At 70.9% G+C, this 16,982-nt stretch carries 16 protein-coding genes; 8 read left to right on the top strand and 8 right to left on the bottom strand.

Annotated features, from left to right (window positions below; genetic code table 11):
* Window positions 1–782 precede the first annotated feature (782 nt).
* On the top strand, window positions 783–1,733 hold the full coding sequence (gene era / locus ACZ45T_RS05150; RefSeq protein ID WP_383568546.1) for a GTPase Era: 951 nt from the start codon (window positions 783–785) through the stop codon (window positions 1,731–1,733).
* Window positions 1,734–1,804: 71 nt separating this feature from the next.
* Here era and ACZ45T_RS05155 read toward each other — a convergent pair whose 3' ends face one another.
* From ACZ45T_RS05155 to ACZ45T_RS05170, 4 genes are all read right to left on the bottom strand, one after another.
* Window positions 1,805–2,470: a class I SAM-dependent methyltransferase gene (locus ACZ45T_RS05155; RefSeq protein ID WP_468437611.1), complete on the bottom strand. Its 666-nt coding sequence runs from the start codon at window positions 2,468–2,470 to the stop codon at window positions 1,805–1,807.
* A 102-nt stretch (window positions 2,471–2,572) separates the two neighbouring features.
* The gene (locus tag ACZ45T_RS05160) at window positions 2,573–3,367 is read right to left on the bottom strand and encodes a GNAT family N-acetyltransferase (RefSeq protein WP_468437613.1); all 795 of its coding nucleotides are present in this window, start codon (window positions 3,365–3,367) and stop codon (window positions 2,573–2,575) included.
* A gap of 133 nt (window positions 3,368–3,500) precedes the next feature.
* A complete protein-coding gene (locus tag ACZ45T_RS05165) occupies window positions 3,501–3,770 on the bottom strand; it encodes a protealysin inhibitor emfourin (RefSeq protein ID WP_468437615.1) in 270 nt (89 codons plus the stop codon).
* 9 nt (window positions 3,771–3,779) lie between these two features.
* Window positions 3,780–4,853: a M4 family metallopeptidase gene (locus ACZ45T_RS05170; protein WP_468437617.1), complete on the bottom strand. Its 1,074-nt coding sequence runs from the start codon at window positions 4,851–4,853 to the stop codon at window positions 3,780–3,782.
* A 366-nt stretch (window positions 4,854–5,219) separates the two neighbouring features.
* Here ACZ45T_RS05170 and leuA point away from each other — a divergent pair, with 366 nt between their 5' ends.
* Window positions 5,220–6,983, top strand: a complete 1,764-nt coding sequence (leuA, locus tag ACZ45T_RS05175; RefSeq protein ID WP_468437619.1) for a 2-isopropylmalate synthase — start codon at window positions 5,220–5,222, stop codon at window positions 6,981–6,983.
* 80 nt (window positions 6,984–7,063) lie between these two features.
* Here the strand turns inward: leuA and ACZ45T_RS05180 are convergent, their stop codons facing one another.
* Window positions 7,064–7,822, bottom strand: coding sequence for an SDR family NAD(P)-dependent oxidoreductase (locus ACZ45T_RS05180; RefSeq protein WP_468437621.1), 759 nt, complete (start codon window positions 7,820–7,822; stop codon window positions 7,064–7,066).
* A gap of 163 nt (window positions 7,823–7,985) precedes the next feature.
* On the opposite strand from ACZ45T_RS05180, the gene ACZ45T_RS05185 reads away from it, so the two are divergent.
* From ACZ45T_RS05185 to ACZ45T_RS05210, 6 genes are all read left to right on the top strand, one after another.
* A complete protein-coding gene (locus ACZ45T_RS05185; protein WP_468437623.1) occupies window positions 7,986–8,681 on the top strand; it encodes a TerB family tellurite resistance protein in 696 nt (231 codons plus the stop codon).
* A 632-nt stretch (window positions 8,682–9,313) separates the two neighbouring features.
* Window positions 9,314–10,864 (top strand): nucleobase:cation symporter-2 family protein, encoded by a 1,551-nt coding sequence (locus ACZ45T_RS05190; RefSeq protein WP_468437625.1) that lies wholly within the window; start codon window positions 9,314–9,316, stop codon window positions 10,862–10,864.
* Between the two features lie 170 nt (window positions 10,865–11,034).
* Window positions 11,035–12,363 (top strand): phospholipase D-like domain-containing protein, encoded by a 1,329-nt coding sequence (locus ACZ45T_RS05195; RefSeq protein ID WP_468437627.1) that lies wholly within the window; start codon window positions 11,035–11,037, stop codon window positions 12,361–12,363.
* 43 nt (window positions 12,364–12,406) lie between these two features.
* Window positions 12,407–13,153 carry a DNA repair protein RecO gene (gene recO, locus ACZ45T_RS05200; protein ID WP_468437629.1) on the top strand — a complete coding sequence of 249 codons (747 nt, stop codon included), beginning with the start codon at window positions 12,407–12,409 and terminating at the stop codon, window positions 13,151–13,153.
* An 11-nt stretch (window positions 13,154–13,164) separates the two neighbouring features.
* Window positions 13,165–13,992, top strand: a complete 828-nt coding sequence (locus ACZ45T_RS05205; RefSeq protein WP_468138528.1) for an isoprenyl transferase — start codon at window positions 13,165–13,167, stop codon at window positions 13,990–13,992.
* Between the two features lie 184 nt (window positions 13,993–14,176).
* Window positions 14,177–14,701, top strand: a complete 525-nt coding sequence (locus ACZ45T_RS05210) for a YcxB family protein (RefSeq protein WP_468437632.1) — start codon at window positions 14,177–14,179, stop codon at window positions 14,699–14,701.
* A gap of 55 nt (window positions 14,702–14,756) precedes the next feature.
* Here the strand turns inward: ACZ45T_RS05210 and ACZ45T_RS05215 are convergent, their stop codons facing one another.
* From ACZ45T_RS05215 to ACZ45T_RS05225, 3 genes are all read right to left on the bottom strand, one after another.
* Window positions 14,757–15,188, bottom strand: coding sequence for a Fur family transcriptional regulator (locus ACZ45T_RS05215; RefSeq protein ID WP_468437634.1), 432 nt, complete (start codon window positions 15,186–15,188; stop codon window positions 14,757–14,759).
* A gap of 117 nt (window positions 15,189–15,305) precedes the next feature.
* Window positions 15,306–16,172, bottom strand: coding sequence for a metal ABC transporter permease (locus ACZ45T_RS05220; RefSeq protein ID WP_468437636.1), 867 nt, complete (start codon window positions 16,170–16,172; stop codon window positions 15,306–15,308).
* Window positions 16,172–16,963 (bottom strand): metal ABC transporter ATP-binding protein, encoded by a 792-nt coding sequence (locus ACZ45T_RS05225; protein ID WP_468437638.1) that lies wholly within the window; start codon window positions 16,961–16,963, stop codon window positions 16,172–16,174. Before ACZ45T_RS05225 ends, ACZ45T_RS05220 begins: the two co-directional genes overlap by 1 nt.
* Window positions 16,964–16,982: the final 19 nt, after the last annotated feature.

Below are 16,982 nucleotides of genomic sequence, written 5' to 3' on the forward strand. Positions count from 1 at the left end.
GCCAGCGGCCGTACTTCTACCTCGCCGCCGCCCCCGGCCAGGGCCTCGCCGACGCCGTCACCATCGCCAACCGCTCCGACCGCGCCCGCACCTTCCGGCTCTACGCCGCCGACGCCTACAACACCGCCCGCGACGGCGGCTTCGCCCTCCGCGGCTCCGACGAGCCGCGCCGGGCCGCCGCCGCGTGGGCGAAGCTCGACCGGGAGCGGGTGACCGTACCGGCCCGGGCGTCGGTCAGCGTCGGCTTCACCCTCACCGTCCCCGACCGGGCCGAACCCGGCGACCACCCCGGCGCCATCGTGGCCCTGGAGGACCGGCCCGCCGCCACGGCCGCCACCCCCTGGGGGATCGGCGTGCAGCAGGCCGTCGCCGCCAGGCTGTACCTGCGGGTCACCGGGCCCACTGCCCCCGCCCTCGCCGTCCAGGACGTACGGGTCACCCGCGCCGGCGCCGGCGCGGACATCTCCTACACGCTCCGCAACATCGGCAACGTCACCCTGCGCCCCCGCGTCACCCTCACCGCCTCCGGCGTCCTCGGTCGCCGGCTGCTCTCCCGCGAGCTCACCGGGCTGCCCGCCGAACTGCTTCCAGGTCAGGAAGTCCGGCTCGGCACCCGCTGGGAGCGTCCTCCCGCCGCGGAATGGGCCGCGCTGACGGTGCGCGCCCGGGCCGACGGAACCACAGCTCAGAGCCGTGCGGCCCATGCCGTGCACCCCTCGCTCACGACTGTGCTGGCCCTCACTGCCGTGATCTGGTCGGCGCTGGGAGCCGCATCGGGGAGAATGGCCCGTATGAGCGATCGTTCCCCCGAGTCCACCAGCCCGCACCGTGCGGGCTTCGCCTGCTTCGTCGGCCGCCCCAACGCGGGGAAGTCGACCCTCACCAACGCACTCGTGGGCACCAAGGTCGCGATCACCTCCAACCGGCCGCAGACCACCCGCCACACCGTCCGCGGCATCGTGCACCGCCCCGACGCGCAGCTCGTCCTCGTCGACACGCCCGGCCTGCACAAGCCGCGCACGCTGCTCGGCGAGCGCCTCAACGACGTCGTACGGACCACGTGGGCCGAGGTCGACGTGATCGGCTTCTGCCTGCCGGCCGACCAGAAGCTCGGCCCCGGCGACAAGTTCATCGCCAAGGAACTGGCGGGGATCAAGAAGACCCCCAAGATCGCCATCATCACCAAGACCGACCTGGTGGAGTCCAAGGCGCTGGCCGAGCAGCTGCTCGCCGTGCACCAGCTGGGCGCCGAGCTGGGCTTCGAGTGGGCCGAGATCGTCCCCGTCTCGGCGGTCGGCGACAGCCAGGTCCAGCTGCTGGCCGACCTGATCGCGCCGCTGCTGCCGGAGAGCCCGCCGCTGTACCCGGAGGGCGACCTCACCGACGAGCCCGAGATGGTCATGGTCGCGGAGCTGATCCGCGAGGCCGCGCTGGAAGGCGTACGGGACGAGCTCCCGCACTCCATCGCCGTGGTCGTCGAGGAGATGATCCCGCGGGAGAACCGCCCGGCCGACCGCCCGCTGCTCGACATCCACGCCAACGTCTACATCGAGCGGCCGAGCCAGAAGGGCATCATCATCGGCCCGAAGGGCTCCCGCCTGAAGGAGGTCGGGATGAAGTCGCGCAAGCACATCGAGGCGCTGCTCGGGACCCCGGTCTTCCTCGACCTGCACGTGAAGGTCGCCAAGGACTGGCAGCGGGACCCCAAGCAGCTCCGCAAGCTCGGCTTCTGATCCGATCCCTTTGACGGGCCGCTGAGCCGGACTCCGTCCGGCCGGCGGTCCGGCCGTCCGCGCGGGGGAGGCTAGCGCAGCCGCCGCACCTTCAGCACGTTGTCCGGACGGGTCCCGGGCCGGCCGTCAGGGCCGGTCAGGGCCTGTACGTGGTCCTCCGCCAGGAGGACCTCCCAGGCGCCCTCCGGCAGCTCCAGCTGGGTGAGGACCTCGTCCGGGGTCGGGAAGCCGATCTCCGCGTGCCTGTCCGGGTCCCACGACGGCCCGCCCGCGTGGCCGACCACCAGCAGGATCCCGCCGGGGGCCACGGCAGCGGCGGCCGAGCGCAGGACGCGGTCGCGCGGGAATTCCCCGTAGTTGTGCAGGAAGCACGCCGAGACCAGGTCGAACTCCCCGTCGGGGAAGGACTCCGTGAAGTCGTGCCGCTGCCAGTCGACGCGGTCGCCGACCCCGGCCTCGTCGGCGTGCTCGGCCGCGCGGCCGAGGGCGACCTTCGAGATGTCGCTTCCGGTGACGTGCCAGCCCTGCCGGGCCAGCCACACCGCGTCGGCGCCCTCCCCGCAGCCGAGGTCCAGCGCGCGGCCGGGGGACAGGTCCGACGCCTCGCGCACCAGGAGCTCATTGGCCTTGCCGCTCCAGATGCGCGTGCTCTCGCGGTAGCGGGCGTCCCAGAACTCCTCGCCCGCGGGGTGGTCCTCGTGCTGGTGCTGACGGTGCTGGTGCTGGTGCTCGGACATGCGGCCTCTTCCTCTACGGGTTTGCCGGTACGCGTCCGATGCTGCGCCGGTGCCCGCGTCGGGGCAAATAACGTTGCCGTTCCGGCAAACCCGCCGGGAACCTCAGGCTTCCGCAGGCTCCGCGATCAGGGCCGTGGCCACCCGGCGGAAGCCGACGCGCCCGTAGATGCGGGCCACGTCCTCGTCGCCCGCGGAGAGGAAGACCGTACGGGCTCCGCGCTCGCGGGCCTGTGCGACCAGGGCCGCCGTGACCCCGAGGGCCAGGCCCTGACGGCGGGCCGACGGGAGGGTGCCCACGCCCACGACCTCCGCGACGTCCCCGACCGGGTTGTACTGGCCCGAGCACAGCACCACGCCGTCCCGGACGGCCGCCGCCATGCCCGTACGGCCCGAGGCGAGCATCCCCGACACCCGCGCCCGGCGCTCCTCCGTCGACGGGTCCGCCATCGCCGCCGCGAGCTGCTCCGGACCGGCCGCGCCGACCGCCGTGCCCGGGTCCGAGAAGGCCAGGGCGGGGACCGTCACCGCCGCCGTCAGCAGCGGGTCGTCCGCGCCGAGCAGGCGTACCTCCGGGTGCGGGGGCAGCTCCTCGGCGGCTTCCAGCACCATCAGCGGGTGCGCGTGGACGTGCAGGCCCGCCGCCTCCACCGCGGCGCGCAGCGAGGGGCTGGTTTCGGCCACCCACTCGAAGGCCTCGGGCACCTTCAGCTCCCGCTGACGGGCCAGGACCCGCTCGACGTCGGCCGCGGTCGCGTCCGGGCCGCCGAGCGCGGGCCGCGCGTAGTACTGCCAGCCCTGGCCCTCCTGGACGAACAGGGTCAGCGGTCCGAAGTCCTCGGCCCGGGCCCCGCCCACCCGCGGCACGGTGTCGTAGTACCGCTCGAGCTCGGACAGCATTGAATCGATCATGTGGTCGGTCATCGGGCCATCCAAGCAAAGAGGTGCTGCTCGGGCACCTCCTTTCAGGCCCTCTGCCAGGCGCCCTCTGCCAGGCGCCCTCTGTCAGGCGCCCCTCGTCGGGCGTCCCGCGTCAGGCGCCTTCCTTGAGGACGCGCGAGATCAGTGCCCGCTGCGCGTCCGACAGGTTCGGGTCGTGGCAGGAGACCGTCCGGCCGTCCACCGTGATCCGGTACGAGAACCCGTCCCGCACCCCGTCCGCCGCGTGGCCCGGCGGACCCGGCCGCAGCGCCAGCCGGGCCAGGGCCCGCCACTCGTCCTCGTCGGGCCGGCCCGAGGTGTCCACCTCGGCCCGGCGCTCGATGCCCGCGAAGCCGCCCGTCCTGATCACTTGGATGCGCATGGGATCGGTCTACCCGCGAAGCGGCACGCCCACCGTCGCCCACGCCTTCTGCAGGGCCTGGTGCTCCGCGCCCCCGTCCCCGTACAGGCTCACGGCCGACGCCGCCGACAGCCGGGCGAAGTCCGCGAAGTCGGCGTCCGAGGCCAGCTCCCCGCCCGTCAGGGTGGCGTACCAGATCCGCCCCGCCCGCTCCCACGCCTTGCCGCCCAGTTCGGTCGCCACCAGGTAGAAGGCGTGGTTGGGGATGCCGGAGTTGATGTGCACCCCGCCGTTGTCGCGGGAGGTCTTCACGTAGTCGTCCATCGTCGCGGGCTGCGGGTCCTTGCCGAGCTCGTCGTCGTCGTACGCGGTCCCGGGCGCCTTCATCGAGCGCAGCGCGACCCCGGTCACGTTGGGGCCCAGCAGCCCGGCCCCGATCAGCCAGTCGGCCTCCTCCGCGGTCTGCTCCAGCGAGTACTGCTTGATCAGCGCGCCGAAGACGTCGGACATCGACTCGTTCAGGGCGCCGGACTGCCCGTAGTACTCGAGGTTCGCCGTGTGCTGGGTGACTCCGTGGGTCAGCTCGTGGCCGATGACGTCGAGCGAGACGGTGAAGTCGAGGAAGAGGTCCCCGTCCCCGTCGCCGAAGACCATCTGCTGTCCGTCCCAGAAGGCGTTGTTGTAGTCCTCGCCGTAGTGGACGGTCGCGTCCAGGGGCAGCCCGGCATCGTCGATCGAGCGCCGGCCGAATCCCTTCAGGAACAGCTCGAAGGTCGCGCCGAGCCCGGCGTACGCCCGGTTGACGGTGGCGTCCTTGCCCACGGGGTCGCCCTCCGCGCGCACCTTCGTGCCGGGCAGCCGGGTGCGGTGCTGCGCGTCGTAGATCGTGCGGTTCGGCGCGTCGGAGGCGGGAGCGCCCAGGGCGGCGGTGATCCCCCGGACGGTGGTGATCCGGCGCCGGGTGCGCATGAGGGAGTCGTGTTCGAGGGTGCGCTGCGCGAGGTCGGCGCGCCGGGAGTCCTCGGACCGGGCGGCCTTGTCGAGGAGGTGCGGGGGCACGACGGTGCAGAAGACGGGGTGGCGGTGAGCGTGGGAGGCATCCATGCCCGGCAATGTGGCAGTGGGTCATGGCGGTGTCACTACCTGCGACCATGATTCATTCGGTTGTCTTAAAGCGGTAACGCCCGATTGACGGATCGTCCCGACCTTCCCGGAGCGAAAGAGGCGTAGCTCACATTCGGTACAAATCGGACGGGTCGGTCTTGCATACTGAAACACGTCCTCGCGCTACGGCGCGGCTCGGTTAGGCTCGGCCCATCATGCGTTTCGGGCTGCTTCTCCTTAGCTGCCGCGGCGAGGGTCTGTAGTCGTAGGCCGGCCCCCTCCCCGCGGAGTTTGGTGTTGCGGTTTTTACGACCGCCGTCGGCCGTCCCAGCGAACTACACGCGGACACGCGAGGAGCCCAACGCCATGAGTCAGCACGCTTTTGTCGGTCGCCCCACGCCCATCACCAACGCGACCCACACCCAGAAGCCCTCCGGGATGCCGATCCACAAGTACGGCATCTACGAGCAGGTCGAGATCCCGGACCGCACCTGGCCGAACGCCCGCGTCACCAAGGCTCCCCGCTGGCTGTCGACCGACCTGCGCGACGGCAACCAGTCGCTGATCGACCCGATGACCCCCGCCCGCAAGCGCGAGATGTTCGACCTGCTGGTGCGCATGGGCTACAAGGAGATCGAGGTCGGCTTCCCCTCCTCCGGCGAGACCGACTTCGCCTTCGTGCGCTCCATCATCGAAGAGGGCGCGATCCCGGACGACGTCACCATCTCCGTACTGACCCAGGCCCGCGAGGACCTGATCGAGCGGACCGTGGAGTCCCTGGTCGGCGCCAAGCGCGCCACCGTGCACCTGTACAACGCGACCGCCCCGACCTTCCGCCGCGTCGTCTTCCGCGGTTCGAAGGAGCAGATCAAGCAGATCGCCGTCGACGGCACCCGCCTGGTCATGGAGTACGCCGACAAGCTGCTGGGCCCCGAGACCGTCTTCGGCTACCAGTACAGCCCCGAGATCTTCACCGACACCGAGCTGGACTTCGCCCTGGAGGTCTGCGAGGCCGTCTGCGACGTCTGGCAGCCGGGCGAGGGCCGCGAGATCATCCTGAACCTGCCCGCCACCGTGGAGCGCTCGACGCCCTCCACCCACGCGGACCGCTTCGAGTGGATGGCCCGCAACCTGACCCGCCGCGAGCACATCTGCATCTCCGTGCACCCGCACAACGACCGCGGCACCGCCGTCGCCGCCGCCGAGCTGGCCCTGATGGCCGGCGCCGACCGCATCGAGGGCTGCCTGTTCGGGCAGGGCGAGCGCACCGGCAACGTCGACCTGATCACGCTGGGCATGAACCTGTTCTCGCAGGGCATCGACCCGCAGATCGACTTCTCGCAGATCGACGAGATCCGTCGCACCAGCGAGTACTGCAACCAGATGGAGGTCCACCCGCGCCACCCCTACGCGGGCGACCTGGTCTACACCGCCTTCTCCGGCTCCCACCAGGACGCCATCAAGAAGGGCTTCGACGCCATGGAGGCCGACGCGGCCGCCAAGGGCGTCACCGTCGACGACATCGAGTGGGCGGTCCCGTACCTGCCCATCGACCCGAAGGACGTCGGCCGCTCCTACGAGGCGGTCATCCGGGTCAACTCGCAGTCCGGCAAGGGCGGCATCGCGTACGTCCTGAAGAACGACCACAAGCTGGACCTGCCGCGCCGCATGCAGATCGAGTTCTCCCGGATCATCCAGGCCAAGACCGACAGCGAGGGCGGCGAGGTCACGCCGAAGGCGATCTGGTCGGTCTTCCAGGACGAGTACCTGCCGAACCCCGAGAACCCGTGGGGCCGCATCCAGCTGCGCTCCGGCCAGACCACCACCGACAAGGACGGCACGGACACGCTGACCGTCGAGGCGGTCGTGGACGGCGTGGACACGGTCCTGAACGGCACCGGCAACGGTCCGATCTCGGCCTTCTTCGACGCGCTGGCCGGCATCGGCGTCGACGCCCGCCTGCTGGACTACACCGAGCACACGATGAGCGAGGGCGCCTCCGCCGTGGCCGCCTCGTACATCGAGTGCGCGATCGACGGCCGCGTCCTGTGGGGCATCGGCATCGACGCCAACACCACCCGCGCCTCCCTGAAGGCGGTCATCTCCGCCGTCAACCGCGCGGGCCGCTGACCCCCGTACGACATGCGTACGCGAACCCCGTCCCTCCTCCCGGAGGGGCGGGGTTCGCGCCGTTCCCGGCCGGCGCGGCCTCAGCGCGCCAGGTAGCCGCCGTCCACCGGCAGGACCACGCCCGTCACGAACGACGCCGCGTCCGAGGCCAGGAAGGCGATGACCCGGGCCACCTCCTCCGGCTCGCCGAGCCGGCCCATCGGGTGGGCGGCGGAGATCTCCGCGAGGTACTCCGGCCCGCCCGGCTCGTCGTCCAGCGCGAGCACCCGCTCCGTTCGGATGGTGCCGGGCGCCACCGCGTTGACGCGGATCCCGCGCGCGGCCCACTCCACCGCGAGGTGCTTGGTCAGCCCCGACGCCACGAACTTCGCGGGCCCGTAGGCCGCCTGGCGCGCCTGCCCGGCCACCCCGGAGATGGAGGACACGCAGACCAGCGCCCCGCCGGGCCGCGGCTGCGCGGTCATCGCCTCGATGGCGTACTTGCAGGTCAGGAACATGCCGCGGCCGTCGATCGCCATGACGTGGTCCCAGTCCTCCGGGGTGGTCTCCCGTACATCCGAAAGAGGGAGCACCCCGGCGTTCGCCACGGCGACGTCGAGGCGTCCGTACGCCTCGACGGCGGCGTCGACCATCGCGCGGTTCGCCACGGGATCGGAGACGTCACCGGCGACGGCCGTGATCTCGTACCCCTCGGCGGCCAGGTCCGTACGCAGGGCCTCGACCCCGGGGCCGTTGATGTCGGACGCGGTCACCCGGGCCCCCGAGCGGGCCAGCAGCAGGGCGGTGGCCCGGCCGATCCCGCTCGCGGCGCCGGTCACCAGACAGGACTTCTCGTTCATGCGGCGACCTTAGGGAATGGGGTCCGGCGGCGGGGGTGCAGATCGGCCAAGTCCGGGCCCGGGCACATGTTGTCTTGTCACACGACTGACGCATCCTCACCGATGTGGCTAACATCACGCCAACCCGGCGACGTTGCCGGAAGGTTACGCGCGGAGGTGCGACGTGCTGCCAGTTCGGGGTGGGGACGGCCGGAAGCTGACGGTCTGGGGCATCCGTACCACCTGGAGCACCGTGGGCGACGGGGAGTTCTTCTGCCCCGGCTGCGGTGGTGACCGCAACTACCGCAGGCGCACCGGGAGGCGCCGCTTCACCGTCCTCGGGGTGCCGCTGCTGCCGCGCGGCCACGAGGGGCCCGTCGTCGAGTGCCAGGGCTGCCGGGCGCACTTCGACACCGACGTCCTGGACCACCTCACCACCACCCGCTTCACGTCGCTCCTGCGCGACGCCGTGCACACCGTGGCGCTGGCCGTGCTTGCCGCGGGCGGGACGGCCTCGCGCAGCGCGCTGGAGGCCGCCGTGTGCGCCGTACGGGCCGCCGGCTTCCAGGACTGCGGCGAGGAGCAGCTGGAGTCCCTCGTGGAGGCGCTGTCCGCCGACGAGGGCCGGCTCGGCCTGTACGACGTACCCGAGTGCTGCGGGGCCGCGCTGTCGATAGAGCTCCACGAGGCCCTGGAGCCGCTGGCTCCGCACCTGGCGGGCCCGGGCCGCGAGTCGATCCTGCTCCAGGGCGCCCGTATCGCCCTCGCGGACGGCCCGTACATCCCGGCCGAGCGCGAGGTGCTCTGCACCGTCGGCGCGGCGCTGCGGATCGACGCCGACGAGGTGGCCCGGCTGCTGTCGGCGGTCCGGGCCCCGTAGGTCCCGTCCGGGCCGCGGTGTCCTCGGCGCCCTCCGGCGGGGCGGCCCGCCCTGCCGGAGGGCGCCTTCGTGCCGCTTCGGGCGGGGCCGCGTCCGCGATGCGGACCCAATCCGTCCGAAACAGCGCGGTAGGACGTAACGATCCGGCCTCGCAGGGCCGATTCCGGGCCTTGTGAACGCTGTGTGAACGGCGGAGGCGAGCTCTCCAGGCCCCAGGTGTCCACCTGTCGGACGGCCGGAGCAGCGGCTTCGAGTTTGCGGATCCCAACGGCTGTGAAGTCCATCCGCGCACGTCATCGTGTGTGTGATTCGCGGTCGCGCGGCAGGATGCGGCTGCTGAGGGTGCCACCGTGCATACCCCCGTCGACGGGTCCGCACCACTGGAGAAACCTACAGATCGGGCACGCCCGAACGTCAACAATTTGTAGAAGTCGACGATATCTGTGAGGCCCCCCACAGGCGTTCAATTCCGGTCACACGACAAGACGGCGCCGTTCACACAGCGCGGCTTCGATCCACATGAGCGTGAACACACTGACAACCCTGGCGGATCAACGGGTTAGCGACCCACTCCGGCCAGGGATAACCAGATCTCCTCTCGGTTACCTACCTCTTTGAAGGGCAAGGCAGAGATGGCACGTGTCGCCGCCCGGCTTTCCACCGATGGAGAGCGGAGCACGCACCCGGTCGACGAGGTGCTCCCCCTCCCCAAGCTCGCGCTGTACGGCTTCCAGCACGTACTCGCCTTCTACGCCGGCGCGGTGATCGTCCCGATCATCGTCGGCAACGCGCTGAAGCTGAGCCCTGAACAGCTCGTCTACCTGATCAACGCGGACCTCTTCACCTGCGGTATCGCCTCGATCATCCAGGCCTTCGGCATCGGCCGGATCGGTGCGCGGCTGCCGCTGATCCAGGGCGTGACCTTCACGGCCGTGTCCCCGATGATCGCCATCGGCCTCGGCGCGGGGGGTGGGACCGCCGCCCTGCTCGTCATATACGGCGCGGTCATCACCGCCGGCATCGCCACCTTCGCCTTCGCCTGGCTGCCCGCCAAGGCGTTCCGGATGGTCATGCGGCTGTTCCCGCCCGTCGTCACCGGCACCGTCATCACCGTTCTGGGCATCGTCCTGATCCCGGTCGGCCTCAACGACGCGGCGGGCGGCCTCGGCAGCCCCGACTTCGGCGACCCGAAGAACTTCGCCTACGCCGGCGGCACGATGCTCTTCATCCTCGTCCTGATGAAGATCGGCCGGCCGTTCCTCTCCAGCATCTCCATCCTCCTGGGCCTGGTCGTCGGCACCACCGTCGCCTTCCTCCTCGGGGACGCGAAGTTCGGCGATGTGAGCAAGTCCGACTGGGTCGGCGTCACCACCCCCTTCCACTTCGGCGTCCCGAAGTTCGAGTGGTTCCCCATCGTCCTGATGCTCATCGTCATGCTGATCACCATGGTCGAGACGACCGGTGACACCTACGCCGTCGGCGACATCGTCGGCAAGGACGTCGACAGCGAGACCGTGGCCCGCGCCCTGCGTGCCGACGGCGCCGCCACCGCACTCGGCGGTGTCCTCAACTCCTTCCCGTACGTCGCCTTCGCCGAGAACGTCGGCCTGGTGCGGATGACGAAGGTGAAGAGCCGGTTCGTGGTCGTCGCCGCGGGCGTCTTCATGATCGTCCTGGGTCTCCTGCCGAAGGCCGCCGCGATCGTCGCGGCCGTCCCGCACGGAGTCCTCGGCGGCGCCGCGACCGTCATGTTCGCCATGGTCGCCCTGGCCGGTATCCAGACCCTGGCCAAGGTCGACCTCAAGGAGGAGAAGAACGCGCTGATCGTCGGCGTCTCCCTCGCCTTCGCCCTGCTCCCCGCGACCGTCCCGGTCTTCTTCACCAAGCACATGGACCCGGACCTGTCCTCGCTCCTCAACAGCGGTGTCACCCTCGGTGCCACGGCCGCCATCGTCCTCAACCTGATCTTCAACGGCCCGGCCAAGGACGACGCCCACGGCGCCGTCGAAGCCGTCGAGGTCGAAGCCGTCGAGGTCAAGGCCGTCGGTACCGTCGACGCCAAGGCCGTGGCCACGCCCGAGACCGAGACCGAGACGCAGTCCGCGCCCGAGCCCAAGGGCTCCCCGGCAGTCATCCCGGCCCAGTCGGGCGAGGGCGAAACCGCCTCGACGCCGACTGCCTGAACCTCCCAAGGGGTGTCCCCGGCCGGGCTCCAGCCCGGCCGGGGTCGCTGCCGTTCACCGTACGGAGAGGCTGGGCGCGTGCGGGCGCCGTGGGCTGAGTAAGATCCACATCTCCCCACGCTTTCCCCCCACAAGCCTGCCCTGTCTCCACGGACGAACGGACTTGTCCCATGCGCATGCGCGCCCTCGGCCGCATAGCCGCGGCCACCGCCCTCGCGGCGGCGGCCTCGCTCCTCACCGCGAGCGGTGCCCAGTCGGCCGACTACGTCGTGCGGAACCCGGGCTTCACGGCTCCCACGGTGGCCACCGCCACCTTCAACCAGCCCCTGACCGCGCCGGACGAGATCAAGAACCACCTCATCGACCTGATCGACCACGCCGAGCCCGGCACGTCGATCACCGGCTCCGTCTGGCAGTTCAACGACAACGAGGCGGGCGACGCCTTCGTCGCCGCGCACAAGCGGGGTGTCAAGGTCCGGCTGATCCTCGACAGCTACGCCCTGCCGGACCCGACCAAGGACTGGCTGGACCCGGTCAACCTGACCCCGTCCTCCTCCACCAGCGAGTTCAAGAAGCTGGCCGCCGAGCTCGGTGTGGACCGCTCGAAGGACTCCTTCGTCTACGTCTGCCCCCGCAAGCGCGGCTGCATCGGAGCGCGCCCCAAGGAGGTCATCGGCAAGGAGACCATCAACCACAACAAGTTCTTCCTGTTCGAGAAGGTCGGCACCGTCTCGAACCTGGTCCTGCAGACCTCCGCGAACCTCACCGCGACGCAGCGCGAGCAGTACTACAACAACGCGGTCACCCTGCCGAGCCAGCCGCTCTACGCGGAGTACGCGAAGTACTTCAAGGACCTGCTGGCGGGATCCTCCGACGCGCTCGGCACCCTGTACGACGCACTCGGCAAGCCGATCAACTACGGCGAGAATCCCCGCGTGGCCGGTGAGTACACCGCCTACTTCTCCCCGCGCCAGGAGAGCCCGGGCACCACGCCCGGCAGCGACCCGGCCACCGACCCGGTCCTGGACTTCCTGAAGCCCGTCACCTGCACCGCCGGCACCACCAAGATCCGCGTCGGCATGTTCGCCTTCACCCGCACCCAGATCGCCGACCGGCTCGTCGAGCTGCGCAAGGCCGGCTGCCAGGTCTACGTCTTCCTCAACGACGAGCCCGGCAACACCGGCACCACCGTCCTCGACAAGCTGCGCACCGGTGGCCTCAGTGGGCTCGCCTCCTGCAACAAGGTGTCGCCGGCGGACGCGACCAAGGGCCTCGGCCTGCACTCCAAGTACCTGCTCATCGAGGGCTCGTACGAGGGTCGCGCGGACCGCAACCTCGTCTTCACCGGTAGCCAGAACTACACGTACCCCTCGCTGCGCGGCTACGACGAGACCGTCCTGAAGATCGACAACAAGGCCGTCTACGACGCGTTCGAGCACAACTTCGACGACGTCCTGAGCGGCCTCGGCACGAAGACCGGCATCTGCACCGCCATCTGACCGCACCGCCCATTGCCCCGCCCCCGTGCGGGACAATGGGCGCATGAGTCTGTTCCGCGACGACGGCATCGTGCTGCGCACCCAGAAGCTGGGTGAGGCGGACCGCATCATCACGCTGCTGACCCGGGGCCACGGCCGGGTCCGGGCCGTCGCCCGCGGGGTCCGGCGTACGAAGTCCAAGTTCGGCGCCCGGCTGGAACCTTTCTCCCACGCCGACGTGCAGTTCTTCGCCCGCGGCAGCGAGCTGATCGGCCGCAGCCTCCCGCTCTGCACGCAGACCGAGATCATCGCCCCGTACGGCAACGGCATCGTCACCGACTACGCCCGCTACACCGCCGGCACCGCCATGCTGGAGACCGCCGAGCGGTTCACCGAGAACGAGGGCGAGCCCGCGGTCCAGCAGTACCTGCTGCTCGTCGGCGCCCTGCGCACGCTCTCGCGCGGCGAACACGAACCCCACCTCATCCTCGACGCCTTCCTGCTGCGCTCCCTCGCCGTCAACGGCTACGCGCCCAGCTTCGAGGACTGCGCGAAATGCGGGATCCACGGCCCCAACCGGCACTTCTCCGTCGCCGCGGGCGGGGTGATATGCGGTGACTGCCGGGTGCCCGGCAGCGTCGTACCCTCGTCGGAGGCCATCGCCCTGCTCAGCGCCCTGCTGACGGGCGACTGGGGGTACGCCGACGCGTGCGAGGCACGTCACGTGCGGGAGGGCAGCGGGCTGGTCTCCGCCTATTTGCACTGGCATCTGGAGCGCGGGCTACGCTCCCTGCGATACGTCGAGAAATAGGAGCTGGGCACATGGCACGACGCGGAATTCTGGGACGCTCTCGCCGCGAGTACAAGGTTCCCGAGCCGCACCCGTCCGGTGAGCGCCCGCCGAAGATCCCCGGCGAGCTGGTCCCGAACCACGTCGCGGTCGTCATGGACGGCAACGGCCGCTGGGCCAAGGAGCGCGGCCTGCCGCGCACCGAGGGCCACAAGGTGGGCGAGGGCGTCGTGCTCGACGTGCTCAAGGGCTGCCTGGAGATGGGCGTCAAGAACCTCTCCCTGTACGCCTTCTCGACGGAGAACTGGAAGCGCTCGCCCGACGAGGTGCGCTTCCTGATGAACTTCAACCGCGACGTCATCCGGCGCCGCCGCGACGAGATGAACGAGCTGGGCATCCGCATCCGCTGGGTCGGCCGCATGCCGAAGATGTGGAAGTCGGTCGTCCAGGAGCTCCAGGTCGCGCAGGAACAGACCGTCGACAACGACGCGATGACCCTGTACTTCTGCGTCAACTACGGCGGCCGCGCGGAGATCGCGGACGCGGCGCAGGCCATCGCCCGCGATGTGGCGGCCGGCAAGCTCGACCCGTCGAAGGTGAACGAGAAGACCTTCGCGAAGTACATGTACTACCCGGACATGCCGGACGTGGACCTCTTCCTGCGTCCCAGCGGTGAGCAGCGCACCTCCAACTACCTGCTCTGGCAGAGCGCGTACGCGGAGATGGTCTTCCAGGACGTGCTGTGGCCGGATTTCGACCGCCGCAACCTCTGGGCGGCGTGCCTGGAGTACGCCCAGCGCGACCGCCGCTTCGGCGGAGCCGTCCCGAACCAGCCGGAGGGCCCCGGCTCGGCCGGCTGAGCCTGCCGCTAGGGGGTGTCTTGCCGGTCAGGCCGGGCTCGCGGCGTCTGCCACGCACGCTCGCCGCGTTGTCGTCACTCGCCGACGCTCCGCGTCGACTCCTTCCTCCGCCTTGCGAGCGCACGCGTCAGACGCCGCTCCCTGATCCGGCCTGACCGGCAAGACACCCCCTAGGCTCGCCGTCATGGACATGGCCGACCAGGCGGTGGAGCTGCACTGCGCCGCGGCCCGCCGCGACGTACGGGAAGTGCTGCGCTGGCGCGCCTTCAGGGCGCCCGGGGGGCGCAAGCAGCTGATGCTGTGGCTGGTGATGGTCCCCCTGGTGCCGCTCACGCTGATCGTGGTCCAGCACGGCCGGGGGACCGACCCGGCGGGCCTGGCCTTCGCCGCCGGGGTGGGGGCGGTCCTGGGCGCCGTCTGCCTCGGCCTGGACCTGTGGCGGCGGGCGCGCCGGATGTACCGCTGGGCCTCGAAGCACCCCGAGTACCGGTGCGTGGTCACCGAGCGGGAGTTGCGGAGCCGCCGGCGCGACGGGACGGCGGCCGCGTACGCATGGGCCCGGTACACCGGCTGGGCCGAGACCCGGAACCTGTTCGTCCTCGTCTACGGCAGTGGAGGCCTGGGCTGGCTCCCGAAGCGGGGCGCCCAGGACCCGGCCGACGTCGAACGGGTCCGGGCGATCCTGGACCGGAACCTGAAGCGGCTCTAGCGGGCGAGGTGCCGTGCCAGGCAGCGCGGGCCCGCGAAGATCGCCCGGACAGGGCCTAGGCCGCGGCCGCCGCGCAGTCCGCGCAGGTGCCGAAGATCTCCACCGTGTGGGCCACGTTCACGTAGCCGTGCTCGGCCGCGATGGACTCCGCCCACTTCTCCACCGCCGGGCCCTCCACCTCGACCGCCTTGCCGCACTTGCGGCAGACAAGGTGGTGGTGGTGCTCCCCGGTGGAGCAGCGGCGGTAGACGGACTCGCCGTCGCTGGTGCGCAGGACGTCGACCTCGCCGGCGTCCGCGAGCGACTGGAGGGTGCGGTACACGGTGGTCAGGCCCACGGAATCGCCGCGGTGCTTGAGCATGTCGTGGAGTTCCTGGGCGCTGCGGAACTCGTCCACCTCGTCCAGGGCAGCGGCCACTGCGGCCCGCTGCCGGGTGGATCGTCCTCGTACTGGCGCGGTATTCATCTCGCCAGGCGCAGTCGCCACCGGTTCCTCCTCGTATAGGCCTCCGGCCCATTGTGCCAGGCGGCCGACCCTCCTAGGAGGCGTCCCGCGGATCATGGCCGGGGGACGCCCTCCCGGGGCCTGATCCCAAAGGCGGTCCTATACCTTCACGTCGTCGCTCGTGCAGACCTCTTCGGCGGCGGCGCGGGCCGCTTTGGCCCGGCGCCTGGCCAGCGGCGCCGACAGGGCGGTCATCCCGACGAAGACGGCGATGGAGAGCAGCACGATCATGGCGCCCGAGGGTGCGTCGACGTAGTACGTGGTGGCCGTGCCGGTCAAGGCGACGGTGAGGCTGATCGCGACGGCCAGGCCCAGGGTGGCGGCGAAGCCGCGGGTGAGCCGCTGGGCGGTCGCGACGGGGATCACCATCATGGCGCTGACCAGCAGCAGGCCGACGATACGCATCGCGACGGTGACGGTGACGGCGGCGGTGATGGCGATCAGCAGGTTCAGTGCGCGTACCGGCAGGCCGGTGACCCGGGCGAACTCCTCGTCCTGGCAGACGGCGAAGAGCTGCCGGCGCAGGCCGATGGTGACGGCGAGGACGAAGGCGGAGAGGATCGCCATCGCGGTGACGTCCTCGGGGGCGACGGCGGTGATCGAGCCGAACATGGCACTGAGGAGCTTGGTCGGGGAACCGCCGCCCACGTGCATGATCATCACGCCGCCGGCCAGGCCGCCGTAGAACAGCATGGCGAGCGCGACATCGCCGCTGGTCTTGCCGCGGGAGCGGATCAGCTCCATGGCGACGGCGCCGACGACGGCCACCAGCGTGGCCATCCACACGGGGCTGGTGTTCATCACGAAGCCGAGCGCGACACCGGTCATGGCGACATGGCCGAGGCCGTCACCCATGACCGCCTGGCGGCGCTGGACGAGGTACGTGCCGATCGCGGGCGCGGTGATGCCCACCAGTGCGGCGGCGATCAGCGCGCGCACCATGAAGGGGGAGGCCAGGAGGTCCATCAGCTCAGCAGTCCCGTCCGCAGGGGCTCGGCGTCGTGCGCCGCGTGGGGGTGTACGTGGTCGTGGCCGGGCAGGGCGTGCTGGCCCACGGCCTCCGGAGGCGGTCCGTCGTGCACGACGCAGCCGTCGCGCAGGACGACGGCCCGGTCGATCAGGGGCTCCAGCGGGCCCAGTTCGTGCAGGACGAGGAGGACCGTGGAGCCGGCGGCGACCTGCTCGCGCAGGGCGTTCGCGAGGACCTCCTGGTTGGTGAGGTCCACGCCTGCCATCGGCTCGTCCATGATCAGCAGCTCGGGCTCGACGGCGAGGGCCCGGGCTATGAGGACACGCTGGTGCTGGCCGCCCGAGAGGGCGTTGACCGAGGCGTCGGCGTACGTGTCCATGTCGACGAGGGCCAGGGCGCGTTCGACGGCGGCCCTGTCGGCCTTGCGCAGGAGGCCGAAGCGGGAGCGGGCCAGCCGGCCGGAGGAGACGACCTCGCGGACGGTGGCGGGCACACCGCTGGCGGCGGTGGTGCGCTGCGGGACGTACCCGATGCGGGACCAGTCCCGGAAGCGCTTGAAGTCCGTTCCGAAGAGGGACAGCTCGCCGCCGGTCAGCGGGACCTGGCCGACCACGGCACGGACGGCCGTGGACTTGCCGGAGCCGTTGGCGCCGAGCAGGGCGACGACCTCACCGCGGCGGACGGTGAGGTCGATCCCGCGCAGCACGGGGCGCGAGCCGAGCGAGGCCGTGGCCCCGCGCAGGGATATGACGGACTGGCCGTCCGCCGGGCGGGGCGTTGACTGCATGGCTCGCGCCTCCGTTGCT

The sequence above is a fragment of the Streptomyces sp. NPDC030995 genome, from assembly GCF_055571215.1.